General features: G+C 71.1%; 18 protein-coding genes and 3 tRNA genes. 6 read left to right on the top strand and 15 right to left on the bottom strand.

Features of this window, described 5'->3' with window-relative positions; translation table 11 throughout:
• Positions 1-176 precede the first annotated feature (176 nt).
• The 8 genes from ACFZCP_RS27545 to ACFZCP_RS27510 form a co-directional block, all read right to left on the bottom strand.
• On the bottom strand, positions 177-1232 hold the full coding sequence (locus ACFZCP_RS27545; protein ID WP_362689848.1) for a UDP-N-acetylmuramate dehydrogenase: 1056 nt from the start codon (positions 1230-1232) through the stop codon (positions 177-179).
• A 312-nt stretch (positions 1233-1544) separates the two neighbouring features.
• Entirely contained in the window at positions 1545-3002 is a 1458-nt protein-coding gene (locus ACFZCP_RS27540; protein ID WP_391431460.1) for a DHA2 family efflux MFS transporter permease subunit, read from the bottom strand.
• Between the two features lie 103 nt (positions 3003-3105).
• Positions 3106-3675 (bottom strand): TetR family transcriptional regulator, encoded by a 570-nt coding sequence (locus ACFZCP_RS27535; protein ID WP_391431457.1) that lies wholly within the window; start codon positions 3673-3675, stop codon positions 3106-3108.
• Between the two features lie 199 nt (positions 3676-3874).
• Positions 3875-4303 carry a MaoC family dehydratase gene (locus tag ACFZCP_RS27530; protein WP_362689840.1) on the bottom strand — a complete coding sequence of 143 codons (429 nt, stop codon included), beginning with the start codon at positions 4301-4303 and terminating at the stop codon, positions 3875-3877.
• 7 nt (positions 4304-4310) lie between these two features.
• On the bottom strand, positions 4311-4763 hold the full coding sequence (locus tag ACFZCP_RS27525) for a MaoC family dehydratase N-terminal domain-containing protein (RefSeq protein WP_362689837.1): 453 nt from the start codon (positions 4761-4763) through the stop codon (positions 4311-4313).
• Between the two features lie 109 nt (positions 4764-4872).
• Positions 4873-5037, bottom strand: a complete 165-nt coding sequence (gene rpmG / locus ACFZCP_RS27520; RefSeq protein WP_003948671.1) for a 50S ribosomal protein L33 — start codon at positions 5035-5037, stop codon at positions 4873-4875.
• Positions 5038-5128: 91 nt separating this feature from the next.
• Positions 5129-5201: transfer RNA gene (locus ACFZCP_RS27515), tRNA-Met, on the bottom strand.
• A gap of 45 nt (positions 5202-5246) precedes the next feature.
• Positions 5247-5319 (bottom strand) — tRNA-Thr (locus ACFZCP_RS27510).
• A gap of 368 nt (positions 5320-5687) precedes the next feature.
• Here ACFZCP_RS27510 and ACFZCP_RS27505 point away from each other — a divergent pair.
• The gene (locus ACFZCP_RS27505) at positions 5688-6956 is read left to right on the top strand and encodes an amidohydrolase family protein (protein ID WP_391431452.1); all 1269 of its coding nucleotides are present in this window, start codon (positions 5688-5690) and stop codon (positions 6954-6956) included.
• A 457-nt stretch (positions 6957-7413) separates the two neighbouring features.
• Positions 7414-8070, top strand: a complete 657-nt coding sequence (locus ACFZCP_RS27500) for an NAD(P)H-binding protein (protein ID WP_391431450.1) — start codon at positions 7414-7416, stop codon at positions 8068-8070.
• Positions 8071-8094: 24 nt separating this feature from the next.
• On the opposite strand, the gene ACFZCP_RS27495 is transcribed toward ACFZCP_RS27500, so the two are convergent.
• Both ACFZCP_RS27495 and ACFZCP_RS27490 read right to left on the bottom strand, forming a co-directional pair.
• The gene (locus ACFZCP_RS27495; protein WP_391431447.1) at positions 8095-8307 is read right to left on the bottom strand and encodes a hypothetical protein; all 213 of its coding nucleotides are present in this window, start codon (positions 8305-8307) and stop codon (positions 8095-8097) included.
• A gap of 114 nt (positions 8308-8421) precedes the next feature.
• Positions 8422-8503, bottom strand: a tRNA-Tyr gene (locus ACFZCP_RS27490).
• Positions 8504-8715: 212 nt separating this feature from the next.
• Here ACFZCP_RS27490 and ACFZCP_RS27485 point away from each other — a divergent pair.
• Complete coding sequence (locus ACFZCP_RS27485; protein WP_391431444.1) at positions 8716-9204, top strand: YajQ family cyclic di-GMP-binding protein; 489 nt, start codon at positions 8716-8718, stop codon at positions 9202-9204.
• Between the two features lie 94 nt (positions 9205-9298).
• Here the strand turns inward: ACFZCP_RS27485 and ACFZCP_RS27480 are convergent, their stop codons facing one another.
• Positions 9299-9565 carry a GlsB/YeaQ/YmgE family stress response membrane protein gene (locus tag ACFZCP_RS27480; RefSeq protein WP_362689819.1) on the bottom strand — a complete coding sequence of 89 codons (267 nt, stop codon included), beginning with the start codon at positions 9563-9565 and terminating at the stop codon, positions 9299-9301.
• 153 nt (positions 9566-9718) lie between these two features.
• Here ACFZCP_RS27480 and ACFZCP_RS27475 point away from each other — a divergent pair, with 153 nt between their 5' ends.
• The gene (locus ACFZCP_RS27475) at positions 9719-10987 is read left to right on the top strand and encodes an amino acid permease (protein WP_391431440.1); all 1269 of its coding nucleotides are present in this window, start codon (positions 9719-9721) and stop codon (positions 10985-10987) included.
• Between the two features lie 514 nt (positions 10988-11501).
• Positions 11502-11903, top strand: coding sequence for a YccF domain-containing protein (locus ACFZCP_RS27470; protein WP_362689813.1), 402 nt, complete (start codon positions 11502-11504; stop codon positions 11901-11903).
• A 289-nt stretch (positions 11904-12192) separates the two neighbouring features.
• Here ACFZCP_RS27470 and ACFZCP_RS27465 read toward each other — a convergent pair whose 3' ends face one another.
• On the bottom strand, positions 12193-13068 hold the full coding sequence (locus ACFZCP_RS27465; protein ID WP_391431436.1) for an NAD(P)H-binding protein: 876 nt from the start codon (positions 13066-13068) through the stop codon (positions 12193-12195).
• Between the two features lie 108 nt (positions 13069-13176).
• On the opposite strand from ACFZCP_RS27465, the gene ACFZCP_RS27460 reads away from it, so the two are divergent.
• Complete coding sequence (locus ACFZCP_RS27460; protein ID WP_391431433.1) at positions 13177-14154, top strand: AsnC family transcriptional regulator; 978 nt, start codon at positions 13177-13179, stop codon at positions 14152-14154.
• Between the two features lie 481 nt (positions 14155-14635).
• Here ACFZCP_RS27460 and htpX read toward each other — a convergent pair whose 3' ends face one another.
• From htpX to ACFZCP_RS27445, 3 genes are all read right to left on the bottom strand, one after another.
• The gene (htpX, locus tag ACFZCP_RS27455; RefSeq protein WP_391431430.1) at positions 14636-15499 is read right to left on the bottom strand and encodes a zinc metalloprotease HtpX; all 864 of its coding nucleotides are present in this window, start codon (positions 15497-15499) and stop codon (positions 14636-14638) included.
• Between the two features lie 407 nt (positions 15500-15906).
• The gene (locus tag ACFZCP_RS27450) at positions 15907-17430 is read right to left on the bottom strand and encodes a proton-conducting transporter membrane subunit (RefSeq protein ID WP_391431427.1); all 1524 of its coding nucleotides are present in this window, start codon (positions 17428-17430) and stop codon (positions 15907-15909) included.
• Positions 17427-19001 (bottom strand): NADH-quinone oxidoreductase subunit M, encoded by a 1575-nt coding sequence (locus ACFZCP_RS27445; RefSeq protein WP_391431424.1) that lies wholly within the window; start codon positions 18999-19001, stop codon positions 17427-17429. The genes ACFZCP_RS27450 and ACFZCP_RS27445 overlap by 4 nt, the downstream gene beginning before the upstream one ends.
• Position 19002: the final 1 nt, after the last annotated feature.

Raw genomic sequence — 19002 nt, 5'->3', positions numbered from 1 at the left:
CTGAGCCGGTGCGGCGGGCGCCGCGTGCTGAACCGGTACGGCAGGCGCTGTGCGCTGAACCGGTACGGCAGGCGCCGTGTGCTGAGCCGGTGCGGCGGGCGCCGCGTGCTGAACCGGTACGGCAGGCGCTGTGCGCTGAACCGGTACGGCAGGCGCCGTGTGCTGAGCCGGTGCGGCTACAGGCTCACGCCGATCGTCACCGGCTCGTTGACCAGCGTGATCCCGAAGGCCTCGCGGACTCCGGCGACCACCTCGCGGGCGAGGGCCAGCAGGTCCTCGGTGGTGGCGGCGCCCCGGTTGGTGAGGGCGAGGGTGTGCTTGGTGGAGATGCGGGCGGGCCCGGTGCCGTACCCCTTGGTGAAGCCCGCCCTGTCGATCAGCCAGGCGGCGGACGTCTTGGTGCGCCCCTCCCCCGCGGGGTACGCGGGCGGCTCGACGCCGTCGCCCAGCCGCTCCCGCACGCGCGCGTGGAAGGCGGCGAACTGCTCGTCGGTGAGGATCGGGTTGGTGAAGAAGGACCCGGCGGACCAGGTGTCGTGGTCCTCGGGGTCGAGGACCATGCCCTTGCCGGCGCGCAGCTTCAGCACGGTCTCGCGGGCCGCGTCGAGCGGCACCCGCGCGCCCGGCTCCACACCGAGCGCGCGGGCCGCCTCGGCGTACTTGACCGGCGCCGACAGGCCGTCCGCGTCCTCCAGCTCGAAGCGGACGCGCAGCACGACGTAGCGCTCGGGGTCGGCCTTGAAGCGGCTGTGCCGGTAGGAGAAGGCGCACTCCTCGTTCGTCAGCGTGACGGTCTGCCCGGCCCGGCGGTCGTACGCGATCACCTCGGTGATCGTCGACGAGACCTCCTGGCCGTAGGCGCCGACGTTCTGGATCGGGGTGGCGCCCGCGGAGCCCGGGATCCCGGCCAGGCATTCGATCCCGGCGAGTCCTGCTTCGACGGCGCGGGCCACGGCGTCCGTCCACACCTCGCCGGCCGCCAGCTCCAGCGTGGTGCCGCGCAGTTCGACGCCGCTGGTGGCGATGCGCAGGGCGGTGCCGTCGAAGCCCTTGTCCCCGATGACCAGGTTCGACCCGCCGCCGATGACCAGCAGCGGTGTTCCCGTGTCGTCGGCATCGCGGACGGCGGCGATCACCTCGGCGTCGGTCGTCGCGGTGACGAGCCGGGTGGCGGGGCCGCCCAGCCGGAACGTGGTCAGCGGGGCGAGGGGGGCATCGTGGAGTTCCTGCACGCGCCCAAGACTACGAGACGCCGCCGACAGCCCGGCCGGGCGGCACGGAGACCGGGCGCGGAGACCGGGCACGGAGACCGGGCACGGAGACCGGGCGCCGAGCACGCACACGTACCGGACCGCGTCGGCAGGGCACCCGCGGGTACGGCCCGTCGGCAGGCACGCGCGCGTAGGGCCCCGTCGGCGTGGACGGGGCCGTACGCGCCGATGGGGGGCGGCGTGCTCCCGGCCCGGGCGCGCGGGGGCCTGCCTGACGGCCTTGCTGGGCCTCGCCGTGATCGCGTGCTCCCGGCGGGCACGCGAGGCCTGGGCTCAGGAGGCCGCGGTCTCCAGGACCGGCGCGGGCTCGGTCACGCCGGCGTCCTGGGCGGTCCGGCGCCGGGCCGGGATCAGCAGGGCCGCGAGCCCGGCGAGGGCGACCACCGCGGAGCCGACGACCAGCGCGGGCCGCAGTCCGTCCACGAAGTTCTGCGCGCTCGCGTAGCCGCCCTGCGCGGAGAAGATCGACGACATGACCGCGATGCCCAGCGCGCCGCCCACCTCGCGCAGGGCGTTGTTGGCGCCGGAGGCGATGCCCTGCTCAGCGGGCAGGACGCTGGACATGACCAGGTTGGAGGCCGGCGCGAAGAACAGCGCCATGCCGATGCCGCTGAGGATCAGGGCGGGCAGCTGGGCCGCGTAGGAGGCGTCCGCGGTGACCACCGAGGCCATGTAGCCGAGGCCGGCGGCCTGAAGGAACAGTCCGGCGGCGACGACGGGACGGCCGCCGATGCGGTCGGAGAGGATGCCGGCGATCGGCGCGACGAGCATCGGCATGCCGGTCCAGGGGAGCATCCTGAGGCCCGCCTCGGTGGGCGAGTAGCCGAGCACGCCCTGCATGTACTGGCTGAGCAGGAAGATCGAGCCGAACATCCCGAGGAACATCAGCAGGCTCGCGGCGTTGATCCCGGAGAAGGCGCGGGAGCGGAACAGCCGCATCGGCAGCATCGGGTTCTCGCTGCGCACACCGTGGAGCACGAAGCCGACGAGCAGCGTGGTGCCCGCGAACAGGCCGGTCAGGACGAGGGAGCCGGTCCAGCCGTCGACCGGGCCGCGCACCAGGCCGTACACGATGCCGAAGAGACCGCCGCTGACGAGCAGGGTGCCCGGGAGGTCGAGCCGGGCGCCGGCGCCGCGGGACTCGGCCAGGCGCAGACGCGCGAGCGGCAGCAGGGCCACACCGAGCGGCACGTTCAGCCAGAAGATCCAGTGCCAGGAGATGTGCTCGGTGAGGCTGCCCCCGATGAGCGGCCCGGAGGCGACCGCGAGACCGTTGACGGCGCCCCAGATGCCGTACGCCATACCGCGCCGGGCGGCGGGCACGGCCGCGGTCAGCAGGGTGAGCGTCAGCGGCATCATCACGGCCGCGCCGACGCCCTGGACCGCGCGGGCGGCGATGAGGGAGCCGATGCCGGGGGCCATGGCCGCAGCGGCGGAGGCACCCGTGAAGACGGTGAGCCCGACGAGGAAGAGCCGCCTGCGCCCGAAGCGGTCGCCGAGCGCGGCACCGAACATCAGCAGGACGGCGAAGGTGAGCGTGTAGGCGCTCACCGTCCACTCCAGGTCGTCCAGCGCGCCGCCGAGATCCTTGCGGATGGAGGGCAGGGCGGTGGTGACGACGAGGTTGTCGAGGGCCGCCATGAACCCGGCGACGCTGGTGATGACGAGGGCCCAGACGGCGCCCCCACGTGATGCCGGTGCGGTGTCCGGTGCTGCGCTCTGCTGTGACATCTCTCCCCCAGAGGGTGGTGAACGATCTCGCCTTAGTTATTACTTACTAACTTTTGCGGCCAGGAAGAGCGGCGCGCAGCCCCGCGGCCGCACCGCCGTTCCGCTACTTCTCCAGCAGGCCCGTCGTCCGGGCCTGCGGATACATCCCCTCCCAGGCACGGTGCTCGGGCGGGAAGCCCATGGCCGCAAGGGTGTTGATGAGCATCCCGTACGCCAGGAAGGTCGTCGTCTCGCCCGGGTCCGCCCCGAGGGGCAGATGCACGGTGTCCCAGATCCTCATCCAGCCGGCCCGTACAGCCTCGCCGAACGCGTGATCCCCCTCCGCCTCCGCCGCCGCGACGGTGATGTACGTCTGCATCTGCATCTGGAGCAGCTCGGGCTTCTCCTGGATCAGCTCCACGTACGCCTGCGCCATCGCATCCAGCGCCTCCTCGCCCTCCAGCCCCTTCGACGCCCCCTCGAAGAGATGGCACATCTCGTCGATGCAGCGCAGCGCGGCGGCGGCGAAGATCGCCTTCTTGCCGGGGAAGAGCCGGAAGAGGTACGGCTGCGAGACGCCGACCCGCTTGGCGATCGCCTCGGTGGAGGTGCCGTAGTAGCCCCTCCGCGCGAACTCCGACATCGCCGCACGGATGACGCTCTCGCGTCGCTCTTCTGCACTCATCCTGGACACACCGCAAAGTTAGTACTCAATCACTAACTTGGCAAGAGGGCGGAGTACCGCTTCGCGGAAGTACGCGTGAGGGGCGCCTCCCCAGGGAGGGCGCCCCTCACGGCAGCAGATGTGACTCAGGCCGTCGGGCGAGACGGACGACCGCACCGCCGGACCGGCCGGACGGCCGCGCCGTGAAGCCAGGCCCACGACCCCGCCGTCAGGCCAGGCGCACGACCGCCCGGGACATGCCCAGCACCTTCTGGCCGCCGCTCTTCGCGGTCAGGTCCACGCGCACGGTGTTGTCGTCGAGCTTGGCCGCGATCTTGCCGCTGACCTCGATCTCCGCGCCCGTGCCGTCGTTCGGGACGACGACCGGCCTGGTGAAGCGGACGCCGTACTCGACGATCGCGCCCGGGTCCCCGGTCCAGTCGGTGACCACGCGGATCGCCTCCGCCATCGTGAACATGCCGTGCGCGATGACGTCCGGCAGGCCCACCTCCTTGGCGAACTTCTCGTTCCAGTGGATCGGGTTGAAGTCCCCGGAGGCGCCCGCGTATCGCACCAGGGTGTCGCGGGTCACGGGGAAGGTCTGCGTCGGCAGCTCGGTGCCGACCTCGACGTCGTCGTACGCGATCTTCGCCGTCATCGCTTCCTCAGGCCTCCTCGGCCGCGCGGGCCACGAGCTTGGTCCATGCGGTCACCACGTGCTCGCCGGCCTCGTCGTGCACCTCGCCGCGGATGTCCAGGATGTCGTTGCCCGCCATGGACTTGATCGCCTCAATGGTGGACGTCACCGTGAGCCGGTCCCCGGCGCGCACCGGACGGCCGTAGACGAACTTCTGGTCGCCGTGGACCACCCGGTCGTAGTCGAGGCCGAGCTGCGGATCCCTGACGACCTGTCCGGCATCCCGGAAGGTGATGGAGAACACGAAGGTCGGCGGGGCGATCACATCGGGGTGCCCGAACGCCTTGGCGGCCTCCGGGTCCGTGTAGACGGGATTGCTCTCCCCGACCGCCTCGGCGAACTCTCGGATCTTCTCCCGGCCCACCTCGTAGGGCGCGGTGGGCGGGTAGGTCCGCCCCACGAAGGACTGGTCGAGCGCCATGGCCCGGCACCTCCTGGTCTCAGCAGCGTTCTGCGCTCAGCAGCGTGTGAAACGAAACGACGTGAGGCCGCCCCCAACCTGCGGGGACGGCCTCACGAACGAGCCTGATTTATCGCGTTTCGCGGTGCGCGGTGTGCGCGTTGCAACGCGGGCAGTGCTTCTTCATCTCAAGACGATCCGGGTTGTTACGCCGGTTCTTCTTGGTGATGTAGTTCCGCTCCTTGCACTCCACGCAGGCCAGCGTGATCTTCGGGCGGACGTCGGTGGCAGCCACGTGAGTGCTCCTAAGACGAACGGATGGACTAACTTCAACGCAAGAAAGAGTAGCCGATCGAAGGACCGACCCCGCAATCGGCTACTGTCAGTAGCGGTGACCGGACTTGAACCGGTGACACAGCGATTATGAGCCGCTTGCTCTACCGACTGAGCTACACCGCTTTGATGAGATCGGCCCCGCCTTGCGACGGGGACCTCTCACACCAGAGCCCCAAAACGGAATCGAACCGTTGACCTTCTCCTTACCATGGAGACGCTCTGCCGACTGAGCTATTGGGGCGAGCGATGAAGACATTACACGGTCCCGCGCCGTTCACCCAAATCCGTATCCGGGCACCGGCCGCAGGCCTCTTCCCGCCTCTCCCGGCCGTCTCGCGAGCCCCGCTCGACGCGCCCACGCGCGCGTGGCCGACGCGGCCGAGGCGCCGCCGGGCACTCGTCCGCGACGGAGGGTCGGAGGTCCTCCGCGCCGCGCGGTGGAGGCTTCCTCCGGCAGCAGACCACACCGGTACGACTATTGCGCTCCTCCGCGCCCTGCAGGGCTCGCCACCCTAGGCTCGACTCACTCTGCGTGATCTTGAGCCCACAGCGGCCCTGAGCCCCTCACGCGGCCCTGCCCCGAGCCCCCGGCCCGAGCCCTGGAGTCCGATGCCCGACAGCCAGCCGCAGCCGCCCCCCTCGTCGTCGAACCCGTCGGGGTCCTCCGGACAGCCCGACCCGGCCCCGCTGCTGCTGTGCGGGGCGCGGCTCACCGACGGCCGGGCGGTGGACGTACGGCTGGGCGGCGGACGCATCGAGGCGGTCGGTACGGCCGGCAGCCTGACACCGGGTCCGGTCCGGTCCGGCGCCACCCGCGTGGACCTCAGCGGCTACCTGCTCCTGCCGGCCCCGGCGGAACCGCACGCCCACGCAGACACCGCTCTCTCGGCCGAGCACCCGGGACCGGTGTCGTACGCCCCCGACGACGTCCAGCGCCGGGCCACGGAGGCGGCCCTGCTCCAGCTCGGGCACGGTGCGACGGCGGCACGCGCGCACGTACGCGTGGGCGACGTCCAGGGCCTCGGCGCGCTCGGCGCCGTCCTGCAGGCCCGCCGCTCGCTGCGCGGGCTCGCGGAGCTGACCACGGTGGCCGTGCCGCGCCTGCTGACCGGGGCCGCCGGGGCCGACGGGCTCGTGATGCTGCGGGACGCCGCGAAGATGGGCGCCTCGGTGGTCGGCGGCTGCCCGGACCTGGACCCGGACCCGACGGGCTATGTGGAGGCCGTCCTGGAGGTGGCCTCCGAGCACGGCTGCCCGGTGGACCTGCACACGGACGCCGCCGACCCGGCCCGGCTGTCCCGGCTCGCCGCCATGGCGGGAGGCCTGCGCCCCGGCGTGACCATCGGCCCGTGCGCCGGTCTGGCGCGCCTGCCCGACGAGGCCGTCACCCGGCTCGCGGACCAGCTCGCGGCGGCCGGTGTGACGGTGGTGTGCCTGCCGCAGGGCGGCTGCGGGGGCGCCGAACGGCGGGGTACGGCCCCGGTACGGCTGCTGCGCGCGGCCGGGGTACGGGTGGCGGCGGGCAGCGGCGCCCTGCGGGACGTCTCCAACCCCGTCGGCCGTGGCGACCCCCTGGAGGCGGCCTACCTGCTCGCCTCCGCCCACGGCCTGCGCCCCGAGGACGCGTACGACGCGGTGAGCACCTCGGCCCGCGCGGCCCTCGGCCTCCCCCAGGTACGCGTGGAGGCCGGCTTTCCCGCCGAACTCCTGGCCGTCCGCGGCGACCACCTGGCCGGCACCCTCTCCCTGGCCTACAGCCGCATCGTGGTGCACCGGGGGCGCGTGGTGGCCCGCACCAGCGCGGTCCGCGAGTACTGCAACTCGGCGGCAGCGGCGGAACTGGGGCTGCCACGACAGGGCCGCGGCGAGCTGTCCTGACGGAGTGCGCGGCCCTGACGGAGTGCGTGGCTCTGACGGAGTGCGCGGCCCTGACGGAGTGCACGGTCCCCGCGGTCGCCGCGGACGGCCGGGCCCCGGACCGTGCACGGCACAGGCACAGGCACAGGCACAGGCACAGGCACAACCTCACTCGCCGCATTCACGCGACGCAATCACGTCCGCAATCACGCCCCGTAATCGCGCTCCGCCGTCCGGCAAAGGCTGGAGGACCCACCGCACCCCGCACCCCGCACTCCGCACCCCGAACCGCCCTCCCGTACGCCCCCTCGGCTCCCCGCGCCGCGCCGACCGCATGCGACCGCACACCCGCGCCCCGCATCACCCCATGCCCCCGCGTCCCCGCCTCCCGGCTTCCCCCGTCACAGTCGCCCCGCTCCCCCTCCCTCACCCTGAACTTGTGCGGCGAATGCGCCTCTTCGGGCGTACGGTCGGAGTCATGCGCATTGTCATCGCCGGTGGTCATGGTCAGATCGCGTTGCGGCTGGAGCGGCGGCTCTCCGCGCGCGGGGACGAGGTCGCGGGGATCATCCGCAACCCCGAGCAGAACGACGATCTGCGGGCGGCCGGCGCCGAACCGGTCCTCATCGACCTGGAGTCCGCCTCGGTGGAGGAAGTCGCGGCACACCTGCAGGGCGCGGACGCCGCGGTCTTCGCGGCCGGCGCGGGCCCGGGCAGCGGCGCCGCCCGCAAGCAGACCGTGGACAAGGCCGCGGCGGTCCTGTTCGCGGACGCCGCCGTCCGCGCGCGCGTACGCCGTTTCGTGGTGGTCTCCGCGATGGGCGCGGACCCCGCTCATCACGGCGACGACGTCTTCGACGTGTACCTGCGCGCCAAGGGCGCTGCCGACGCGTACGTCACCCGGCAGGACGCGCTCGACTGGACGATCCTGCGGCCCGGCACGCTGACGGACGAGCCCGGTACCGGTCAGGTCCGCCTGGAGGCGCACACAGGGCGCGGCCGGATCCCGCGGGACGACGTGGCGGCCGTGCTGGCGGAGCTGGTGGACACCTCGGCGACGGCCGGCCTGACGCTGGAGCTGATCGAGGGATCGACGCCCGTGTCGGTCGCCGTGAAGTCGGTCGCGGGGAACTGAGCCCGGCCACCGGCCGTTCACCCGTCAGAACAGAGGCAGCTGCCCGGGGAAGTCCGGCACGGCGTACCCGTCCAACGACGGCTGGACCGCACCGAGTTGCGCCTGCTGCCGGGACCCGGAGCAGGAGAGGAGTTCCCCGCTCTCGCGCGCTCCGGGCGGGTCGTGCCGTGCGAAGCGTCCCGCGACGACAGCGATCTCGCGGCGGCAGACGGGACAGGTTCTACGGCGGGAGGGCATGCCGTCAGTGTGCCCCGCGCCGGCGGAAGACGGTGGCCACCTTCCCGCCCGAACCGCCTATACGAAGAGACCCCCTCCGCTGCGTTTCCGCAGTGGAGGGGGTCTTCCCCAATGTGGCGGCGCCAGGATTCGAACCTGGGAAGGTAAAACCGGCAGATTTACAGTCTGCTCCCTTTGGCCGCTCGGGCACACCGCCGGGGTCGCTGCCGTCGAACCCGCTTTCGGCGGTGCTCCCTGGCAACGACGTAAACAATACCCGATGCCGAGGGGTGCTTCGCCACCCGATTGATCTCCACCCCTCGGGTCGCGAGGTGGCTAGGCTGGGGCGGATGCGGCCCGGCGGAATGCCGGGCTCGGCGGCCGCCGCCACGCACCCGATACGCCCCCGGACACAAGGAGCCACAGGACATGGCCGACTCCAGTTTCGACATCGTCTCGAAGGTCGAGCGGCAGGAGGTCGACAACGCCCTCAACCAGGCCGCCAAGGAGATCTCCCAGCGCTACGACTTCAAGGGCGTGGGTGCCTCGATCTCGTGGTCCGGTGACAAGATCCTCATGGAGGCGAACTCCGAGGACCGGGTCAACGCCGTCCTCGACGTCTTCCAGTCCAAGCTGATCAAGCGCGGCATCTCGCTGAAGGCGCTGGAGGCGGGAGAGCCCCAGCTCTCGGGCAAGGAGTACAAGATCTTCGCGTCGATCCAGGAGGGCATCTCCCAGGAGAACGCGAAGAAGGTGGCGAAGATCATCCGCGACGAGGGCCCGAAGGGCGTGAAGGCCCAGGTCCAGGGCGAGGAGCTGCGGGTCACCTCCAAGAACCGCGACGACCTGCAGGCCGTGATCGCCCTCCTGAAGGGCCAGGACTTCGACTTCGCCCTGCAGTTCGTGAACTACCGGTAGGACACCGGCGGCGCGTCGGCAGGAGCCGGGCAGGAAGGGTGGGCACCCGGGGGTGCCCACCCTTCGGCCGTCGTCACCCGGCTGCCCTGTCGCCTCAGTTGCGGGAATTGCCGAACAGAAGGCGGTAGACGATCAGCAGGACGAGCGAGCCGCCGATGGCGGCGGCCCAGGTCGCACCGTCGTAGAAGTTCTTGGTGATCGGGTGGTCCAGCCAGCGGGCCGAGATCCAGCCGCCTATGAACGCGCCCGCGATGCCGATGAGGGTCGTGCCGATGAAGCCGCCCGGGTCACGGCCCGGCAGCAGGACCTTGGCGATGGCTCCGGCCAGGAGCCCCAGGAAAATCCAACCGATGATCGTCATGCCGTGAACCTGCCCTCCTGCGCTGTACCCGCGCTGTCCGGCCCTTGAGAATCCGGTGAGGATCGGCTGTACGTCGCGCGCGTGCGTGCTGTGTCGATGAAGAGGACGCCACCGGTCCTCCCCCCGGTTGCGGCGCTGAGTAGGGTGCGGCCCATGACACCCACCAGCACCGGACTGCGACGCACCCTGGGCGTTCGGGACGCCGTGGTCGTCGGCCTCGGCTCCATGGTCGGCGCCGGTGTCTTCTCCGCCCTGGGTCCGGCCGCGCACGCCGCCGGTACGGGGCTGCTGGCGGGACTGGCCGTCGCGGCCGTGGTGGCCTACTGCAACGCCATGTCCTCGGCCCGTCTGGCCGCCCGTTATCCGGCGTCCGGCGGGACCTATGTGTACGGCAGGGAGCGGCTGGGCCCGTTCTGGGGGTATCTCGCCGGCTGGGCGTTCGTGGTCGGCAAGACGGCTTCCTGCGCGGCCATGGCGCTGACCGTGGGGTCGTACGTGTGGCCGGGGCAGGCGCACGCGGTCGCGGTGGCGGCCGTGGTGGCCCTGACCGCCGTGAACTACGGCGGCATCCAGAAGTCGGCGTGGCTGACGCGGGTGATCGTGGCCGTGGTGCTGGCCGTCCTCGCGTCCGTGGTGGTCGTGTGCCTGACCTCCGCGCAGGCCGATGCCGCACGGCTCGCCATCGGGCTGCCCTCGGGCGTGGGCGGGGTGCTTCAGGCGGCCGGTCTGCTCTTCTTCGCGTTCGCCGGGTACGCGCGGATCGCGACCCTGGGCGAGGAGGTGCGGGACCCCGAGCGCACCATTCCGCGAGCCGTTCCGCTGGCCCTCGGCATCACTCTGGTCGTGTACGTGTGCGTGGCCGTGGCCGTTCTCGCCGTCCTCGGCGCGGACCGGCTGGGGCAGGCGGCGGCGCCGCTGGCCGACGCGGTGCGGACGGCCGGGGTCCCGGGCCTTGCGCCCGTGGTGCGGGTGGGGGCGGCGGTGGCCGCGCTGGGGTCGCTGCTCTCGCTGATCCTCGGTGTGTCCCGGACGACGCTGGCCATGGCGCGTGACGGCCATCTGCCCGGCGCGCTGGCCATCGTGCATCCGCGGTTCCAGGTCCCGCACCGGGCGGAACTGGCCGTGGGCGCGGTGGTGGCCGTCCTGGCCGCCACGGCGGACGTGCGGGGCGCGATCGGCTTCTCCTCGTTCGGCGTGCTGGCCTACTACGCCGTGGCCAACGCCTCCGCCTGGACCCTCAGCCCGGCCCGTGCGGCGCGAGTGGTGCCGGCGGTGGGGCTGCTGGGCTGCGCGACGCTGGCGTTCGCCCTTCCGGCGGCCTCGGTCGCCGCGGGCGCGGGTGTGCTGGCCGCGGGTGTACTGGCCTACGGCGTACGCCGGTGGTGGGCGGGACGCGGCGCGAACGGGCCGTCGAGCCCCTAGCCTCGGCCGTCCTTGCTCTCGGCAGCCTCCGCCGTCCTGACTTTCGCCAGCCTCGGCCGTCCTGACTTCCGAGGCCCTCAGCGTCATCGACGTCATCGGCGTCCTCGGCATCTTCGGTTCTCCGGCCTTCGTCGCTCCGCGCCTTCGACGCTCCCTATTTTCTTGTCCGCGGCCCTCGACGCCTTCGAAGTCCCTGGCCCCCTGGTCGCCTTCGCCGTCTCTCGCCGTCGGAGGCCCGAGTTCCGACGGCTCGATTTCGTACGGCCCGAGTTCCGGCGTCCCGAGTTCCTACGGCCCGTCAGCGGGTCGCGAGCGGCTGGTCCATGGGGACGATCTCGCGTCCCAGGGGCAACAGCGAGACCGGGATCCGCCTGAAGTCGGCGATGCCGAACGGGATCGTCTCCAGACCTTCCTGATCACGCTACAAAGGCGCTCCGGTTCCGCCTGAACGCATGATCCGCTGATACTTGTGGCAGCAGGCATGCCGGCGGAGCGACCTGGAAAGGTACTGATCATGAAGGTGTTCAACCTGCTTCTCAACATCCTGTGGCTCGTCTTCTGCGGCCTCTGGATGGCGATCGGCTACCTGATCGCTGCGCTGATCTGCTTCGTCCTGATCATCACCATCCCGTTCGGCATCGCGTCGCTGCGCATCGCCGGCTTCGTGCTGTGGCCGTTCGGCCGGACGACTGTGGAGCGGCCGGACGCCGGGGCGCCGTCGTGCGTCGGCAACGTGATCTGGGTGGTCTTCGCGGGATGGTGGCTGGCTCTGGCCCACCTGATCACGAGCATCCCGCTGTTCCTGTCGATCATCGGCATCCCCTTCGGCTGGGCGAACCTGAAGCTCATCCCCGTCTCGCTCATGCCTCTGGGGCGTGAGGTCGTCCCGACGGACGAGGCATTCGGCGGACGCTGACTTCGGGGGCGAAGAGTCGGGCGGCGTCCTCAACCGGCGGATGACGCCCCGCCGGCTTGCATCGGCCGTTGAGCAATCCGATCCCCGGACGGCGACTCCTCAGAGGGGAGAAAATCGGGCTGCGGCCGTCCGGCTGACTTCGCTGATGAGGATCTCTGAAATTCCCACCGGCGCTCGGGCCGTTTTCCAGACCTGCTCATGTCTCTCACTCGTGGGGTGGCTGACGGCGTAGGGCCCGTCGGCCTCCGAAGAGGCGGCATCCTCTGTCGTCCGCCTGCATGTGCCGGTGTCAGCGGAAGTCAGCGGCGTGGTCGGAGACCCATGTGCGGTAGGTGCGTGCCGGTGTTCCGGTGACCGCTTCGATCGTGTGGCCAATGGTCGGACGAGGGGCGGCCAGCATGTCGGCGTAGCCGTCGAGGAGGGGTTCCACGAACGTGTCGGGGAAGCTGCCGTCGGCCAGGAGCCGGCGGCGGGCTGCCTCGTGGGACAGCTCGCGCCACTGGAGCGGGCGGCCCAACACCCGGCCGATGGTTTGAACCTGCTCGGCTTGGGTGAGGACTTCGGGGCCGGTCAGGTGATATACGGCGCGCTCGTGTCCCTCTTCGGTGAGCGCGCGCACGGCCACTGCGGCGATGTCCGCCTCGTGCAGGAGTGCCATGGGCACGGCCCCGTAGGCGCCCTGCACCACGTCTCCGGCCCGGATCTGATCGGCCCACCACAAGGTGTTCGTGGCGAAGGTGCTCGGGCGAAGGTGGGTCCAGGCGAGCTCGGACTGCTCGATGAGCTGTTCCACGCGCGCGTGGGACCGGCCCACCAGCTGGTGCTGCTGCTCGGGAAAGAGCCCGTCCTGGACAGCGCCGGAGGACAGGAACACCACGCGACGGGCATGCCGTTTGATGGTGTCCACGATGGCGGCGGCCGGCTCGACGCTGTGGAAGGGCCACATGAGGAACACCACGTCCGCTCCCGTCGCTGCCGCCTCCAGCGCCACGGGGTCGCTCAGGTCGCCCTGCCACACGTCGACCTGGCCGGGCAGTGCGGCCCCGGCCGGAGTCCGGGTCAGTGCCCGCACTGTCCCGGAACGCGCGGCGAGGAGCTGGGAGACCACCTGTCGGCCCACGTTCCCGGTCGCCCCCGTGATGAGGATGGTGTTCTTGGACGTCATCGAATCCCTCCGTCTGCGTGGACTCCCCTCACCCTCACCGCAGGGCTGCGAAGACTCCAGCCAGGGCCGCATCACTGCAAGAATCCGGCTTCTCATTACTCTGATTCGATGGATACCGTCACTCTTGATGGCATCGATCGAGGTCTGATCCATGCACTACGGATCGACGGGCGGGTGCAGTTCCGCGCCGTCGCAGAGGTGCTCGGGGTGTCGGAGAGCACCGTGGCCCGCCGCTACCGGCGACTGCGGTCGTCCGGCCTGCTTCGGGTCGTGGGAGTGGTCAACGGCGTACGACTCGGCCGCACGTCGTGGGCGCTGCGGGTGCAGTGCACCCCCGACGCGGCCGACGCCATCGCGAGTGCGCTCGCCGCACGCCCCGACACCTCCTACGTGTACCTGCTCTCCGGGGGGACGGAGGTCTCGTGCAACGTCCAGACCCCGAACACCGCCGAACGTGACGCCCTGCTCCTGGACAAGCTCCCCCGGACCGGCCGCGTCACCTCGGTCTCCGCGCATCTGCTCCTACGCGCCACAGCACTGCCCGGAAACTGGGCCGGGGCTGCCTCACTCACCGAGGAACAGGTGAGCATGCTCCGCCCCCCTGCCGCCCTCCCGGTGACCGCCGAGACGGTCACTCTCGACGAGCAGGACCAGGCCATGCTGGAGATCCTGACCCGGGACGGACGGACCGGCTACTCAGAACTCGCCATGGTGACGCGCAGCGCGGAGTCCACAGTCAAACGCCGCGTGGACGCGCTACGCCGTGCCGGAGTCCTCACGTTCACGATCGACATCGCCCCATCCGCTCTGGGCTTCCCCATCGAGGCCCGGCTGTGGATGTCGGTACGACCGTCCCAACTGGCCGATGTGGCAACCCGGATGGCCGAACATCCCGAGGTCTCCTTCGCCGCCATGACGACCGGTCCCAGCAATCTCGTCGCCGCGGTGAACTGCCGTGACGCAGAGGATCTGTGCCGCTATCTCACCGAACGCGTGGCCGTGCTCGACACCATCGATTCCATCGAGACCGCTCCTGTCATCCGCACCCTCAAGCGTGCTGGAGCCTTGGTCCTGCCGCCCCGATGACCGTCATCCACCCACACACCACCCGGGTCGAGGTCGACAGGGCACGTCGCCGAAAATGTCCGTACTCTCATGCGTGCTGGCCGAAGGCTCGGCGGCCTCCCCGAACACGCCTCTCCCCGGCTCCGGGACCGGCTCGCACCCTCGGCCACCGAGGCCACATCCTCACCAGATCCCGCGCCTGTTCAAGGACCTGTACGGCACTCCGCGCCGAACGCTCGGGTCACATGGGCCGCCTTCTTGGGATCCCTGACGCGATCCGCTGCCTTGGCGGATGTCGCACATGTCCCCCTGTCGGAGCCTGAGCTGCTGTCTCCGAGTGGTCGTCGCGGGGCGCGTCGCCCCAAGCGGGGTGCTTCCTCCAGGAGGACGGCCCCGAACGGGTCGCCGATGATCGTGATGCACAGCAGCACGCGCCCGAGGAGGTGACCGGAGAACAGCCTCGGGCCGCTCAGGATGCGCTAGACGGTGTTCGGGACGATCTTCACAGGTGACGACCTGCCAACTTCTCCAGGCGGGCGATGCGGTCCGCCATGGGCGGGTGCGTGGAGAACATCTTCGACAGTCCCTGGCCCGGGCGGAAGGGGTTCGCGATCATCATGTGGCTCGCGGTCTCGATCCGGGGCTCGGGGGGCAGCGGGAGCTGCTGGGTGCCGGTCTCCAGCTTGCGCAGGGCACTGGCGAGGGCCAGGGGGTCGCCGGTGAGCTGGGCGCCGGACGCGTCCGCCTCGTACTCCCTGGAGCGACTGATGGCCAGCTGGATGAGGGAGGCGGCGATGGGGCCCAGGATCATGATCAGCAGCAGGCCGAGCAGGCCGGGGCCGTCGTCGTCGTCCGAGCGGCCGACCGGGATCAGCCATGCGAAGTTGACCAGGAACATGATCACCGAGGCGAGGGCGCCGGCCACCGAGGAGATCAGGATGTCGCGGTTGTAGACATGGCTCAGCTCGTGGCCGATCACGCCGCGCAGCTCGCGCTCGTCCAACAGGCGCAGGATGCCTTCCGTGCAGCACACGGCCGCGTTGCGCGGGTTGCGGCCCGTGGCGAAGGCGTTGGGCGCCTCCGTCGGGGAGATGTACAGGCGGGGCATGGGCTGGCGGGCCTGCGTGGACAGCTCACGGACCATCCGGTACAGCGCCGGGGCCTCGAACTCGCTCACCGGGCGGGCGCGCATCGCCCGAAGCGCCAGCTTGTCGCTGTTCCAGTACGCGTAGGCGTTCGTGCCCAGCGCGATCACGACGGCCACGATCAGTCCCATGCGGCCGAAGAAACTGCCGATGACGATGATGAGCGCCGACAGTCCCCCGAGGAGTACTGCGGTCCTTAGCCCGTTGTGCCGGCGGTGCACGGTACGCCCTCCAAGTCGTGCAGCAGGGGAACCCTTTGGTCCAGTGGACCCTCCCGCTCTGGTCAACGCCAGGCGGCCGCCGCAAGTTCCCTTGTGCAGGCGAAGGCACGCGTGGGCCGTACGGGTGACGTGCGCTTACGGCCCTGCGCGCGCGTGCGGCACGGCGGCCACAGGCGATGCGGAGCACGGGCGCCCCACGCGCGCCGGAGCCACCCGTACCCCGCGCCGCGTGCCGCGGTCCCCGACACCATCAGGGGTCCCCCGCGCGTTCAGGGCTCCCGCGCGGGTCCTGCGCGTTCAGGGCTCCCGCGCGGGTCCTGCGCGTGCAAGGCGTCCTCCCCCTGTGCCTCACCCTGTGCGACGCGGCCGTACGCGCGCGTGGCGGGCCCTCGGAGTGCCGAAGGGGCTCAGAACAGGCTGGTGGCCGCGAACCGCAGGACCAGCTGGGGTGCGCCGGAGAGGGCCACGCCGAGGACGCCGGTGAGGGCGAGTGCGGCGGTCACGGGTGCCGGGACCCGGTGCCGGGCGGGTTCGCCCTCGGGGGCGCGGAACAGCAGGGCCGTCCACTGGAGGTAGTAGAAGAGGGCGATCACCACGTTGACGGCCATCACCACGGCGAGCCAGCCCAGGCCCGCGTCGACGGCCGCCGAGAACACGGTGACCTTGGCGAACAGTCCGATCACGCCCGGCGGCAGGCCGGCCAGGCACAGCAGGAAGAAGGCCAGGAGAAGCGCGGCGGCCGGGTTGGACGCGTACAGGCCGCGGTAGTCGCTGATCCGGTTGAGGGACTTCGTACGGCCCACCAGCGCGGCCACCGCGAAGGCGCCGAGGTTCACGGCCGCGTACATGAGGGCGTAGGCGACGGTGGAGCCGATGGCCTTCTGGGCGTCCTTGGCGTATCCGGCGGCGGCGATCGGTACGAGGAGGTAGCCGGCCTGGCCGACGGAGGACCAGGCGAGCAGGCGTACGGCGCTGTACGCGCGCGTGGCCTGCTGGCGCAGGGCGCCGACGTTGCCGACGGTCATGGTGAGGGCGGCCAGGGCGGCGAGCGCGGGCCCCCAGACGTCGGCGTACGACGGGAGGGCCACGACGGTGACCAGGATCAGGCCGGAGAAGCCGACGGCCTTGCCGACGACCGAGAGGTAGGCGGCGACGGGCAGGGGCGCGCCCACGTAGGTGTCGGGCACCCAGAAGTGGAACGGTACGGCGGCCGTCTTGAAGGCGAAGCCGACGAGGGCCAGGACGACACCGGTCTGGGCGAGGGTGTGGAGCTGTCCGTCGACGTGCTGGATGCGCTGGGCGATCTGGGTGAGGTAGAGGGTGCCGGTGGAGGCGTAGACGAAGCTGATGCCCATCAGGCTCACCGCGGTGGCGGTGACCGAGGACAGGAAGAACTTCAGGGCCGCCTCGGAGGACCGCTTGTCGCCGTGCCGGATGCCGACCAGGGCGAAGGCAGGCAGGGAGGCGACCTCCAAGGCGACGATCAGCGTGGCCAGGTCGCGGGAGGCGGGCAGCAGGGCGGCGCCGGCCGCGGAGGACAGCAGCAGGAACCAGAACTCGCCGGCCGGGACGCGCCGCTGGTCGTCCTTGAGGTTCGTGACCGACAGCAGGGCCGCCAGCAGGGCGCCACCGAGGACGAGGAACTGGATGACGAGGGTGAAGCGGTCGGCGGCGTAGCTGCACACGTGCGCGTGGCCGGCCAGGCAGAAGGTGCTGCGGTCGCCGTCCAGCAGGGGCAGCAGCATCAGCGCGGCGGCGACCAGCCCCGCCACGGAGATCCAGCCGAGGAGGGGCTTGCGCCTCTCGGGTACGAACAGGTCGGCGACGAGCACCGCGAGTGCGACCACCGCGGCGATGGTGGGCGGCGCGATCGCGAGCCAGTCGACGGACTGGACCGCGGACTGGGCCAGCGGCTGGGCCAGGGCGCTCATCGGGTGCCTCCTGCGAGGAGCTGCTGCACGGCCGGGTCGGTCAGGCCGAGCAGGGCTCTCGGCCACAGCCCGGCGGCGACGGTGAGGGCGACGAGCGGGGTCCAGGCCGCGAACTCGTAGCCGTGGACGTCCGCGAGCTTCGGCGTGTCCTGGGGTACGGCGCCCATGCACACCCTGCGGACCACGATCAGCATGTACGCGGCTGTCAGCAGGGTGCCGAAGGCGCCGATCGCCATGAAGGTGAGGAACGCGGGCCGGCTGAGATCGGCGGCCGGCTTGAACGCGCCGAACAGGGCGAGCATCTCCCCCCAGAAGCCGGCGAGGCCGGGCAGGCCGAGCGAGGCGACGGCGGCGAAGGCGAGCAGTCCGCCGAGGCGGGGGGCCTTGCCGTAGAGCGCGGCTCCGCTCGCCTCGGCGAGGGTGTCGAGGTCGGTGGTGCCGGTGCGCTCCTTCAGCGCGCCGACCAGGAAGAACAGCAGGCCGGTGATGAGGCCGTGGGCGATGTTGGCGAACAGGGCGCCGTTCACGCCGGTCGGGGTCGTGGTGGCGATGCCGAGCAGGACGAAGCCCATGTGGCCGACGGAGGAGTAGGCGATCAGGCGCTTCAGGTCGCCCTTCGCGCCCTGCTTGGCGAGGGCCAGGCAGGCCAGGGACCCGTAGATGATCCCGACGACGGCGAACGCGGCGAGGTAGGGCGCGAAGGTGTGGAAGCCCTCCGGAGCCACCGGCAGCAGGATGCGGACGAACCCGTACGTACCCATCTTCAGCAGGACGCCGGCCAGCAGGACCGAGCCGACGGTCGGTGCGGCGGTGTGGGCTTCCGGCAGCCAGCTGTGCAGCGGCCACATGGGCGCCTTGACCGCGAGCCCGATCCCGATCGCCAGAACTGCGATGACCTGCACTGATGTGCTCAGCGACCGGCCGTTGTCAGTGGCGAGCGCCACCATGTCGAATGTGCCCGCCTTGATTCCGATCAGGAGCAGGCCCAGCAGCATGACGACGGAGCCGAGCAGCGTGAACAGGATGAACTTCCATGCGGCCCGGGTCCGGCCCTCGCCGCCCCAGCGGGCGATGAGGAAGTACATCGGGATGAGCACCGTCTCGAACGCGAGGAAGAACAGCAGCAGGTCGAGGACGGCGAAGGTCGCGAGGGTGCCGGTCTCGAGCAGGAGCAGCAGGGCGACGAACGCCTTCGGGGACGGGCCCGTCGGCGGCTTGAAGTAGGAGTAGAGCGCGCAGAGGAAGGTCAGCAGCGCGGTCAGGACCACAAGGGGGAGGGAGATGCCGTCGATGCCGAGGTGGATCCGCACGTCGAGTGCGGGGATCCAGCTGATGTCGGTCGTGGCCTGCATCTTCGACGGATGGTCGTGGTCGAAGCCGAGCGCGAGGACGATCGCGGCGATGAGGATCACGCCGGTCACGGTCACGCCGTGCCGCAGCACTGCCTGCTCGGGCGACTTCCCCTTCAGTCCGGGCGGGGCCGGGAGGAGGGCGGCGACGGCGCCGAGGAGCGGGCCGACGACGACGAACGCCAGAAGGAACTGCATCACGGACTCGTTGATATCGATCACG

The sequence above is a fragment of the Streptomyces sp. NPDC007971 genome (assembly GCF_042958635.1).
Classification (GTDB): Bacteria; Actinomycetota; Actinomycetes; order Streptomycetales; family Streptomycetaceae; genus Streptomyces.
The sequence above is the reverse complement of the archived record's forward strand: the minus strand, read 5'-3'. Positions and strand labels throughout refer to the sequence as shown.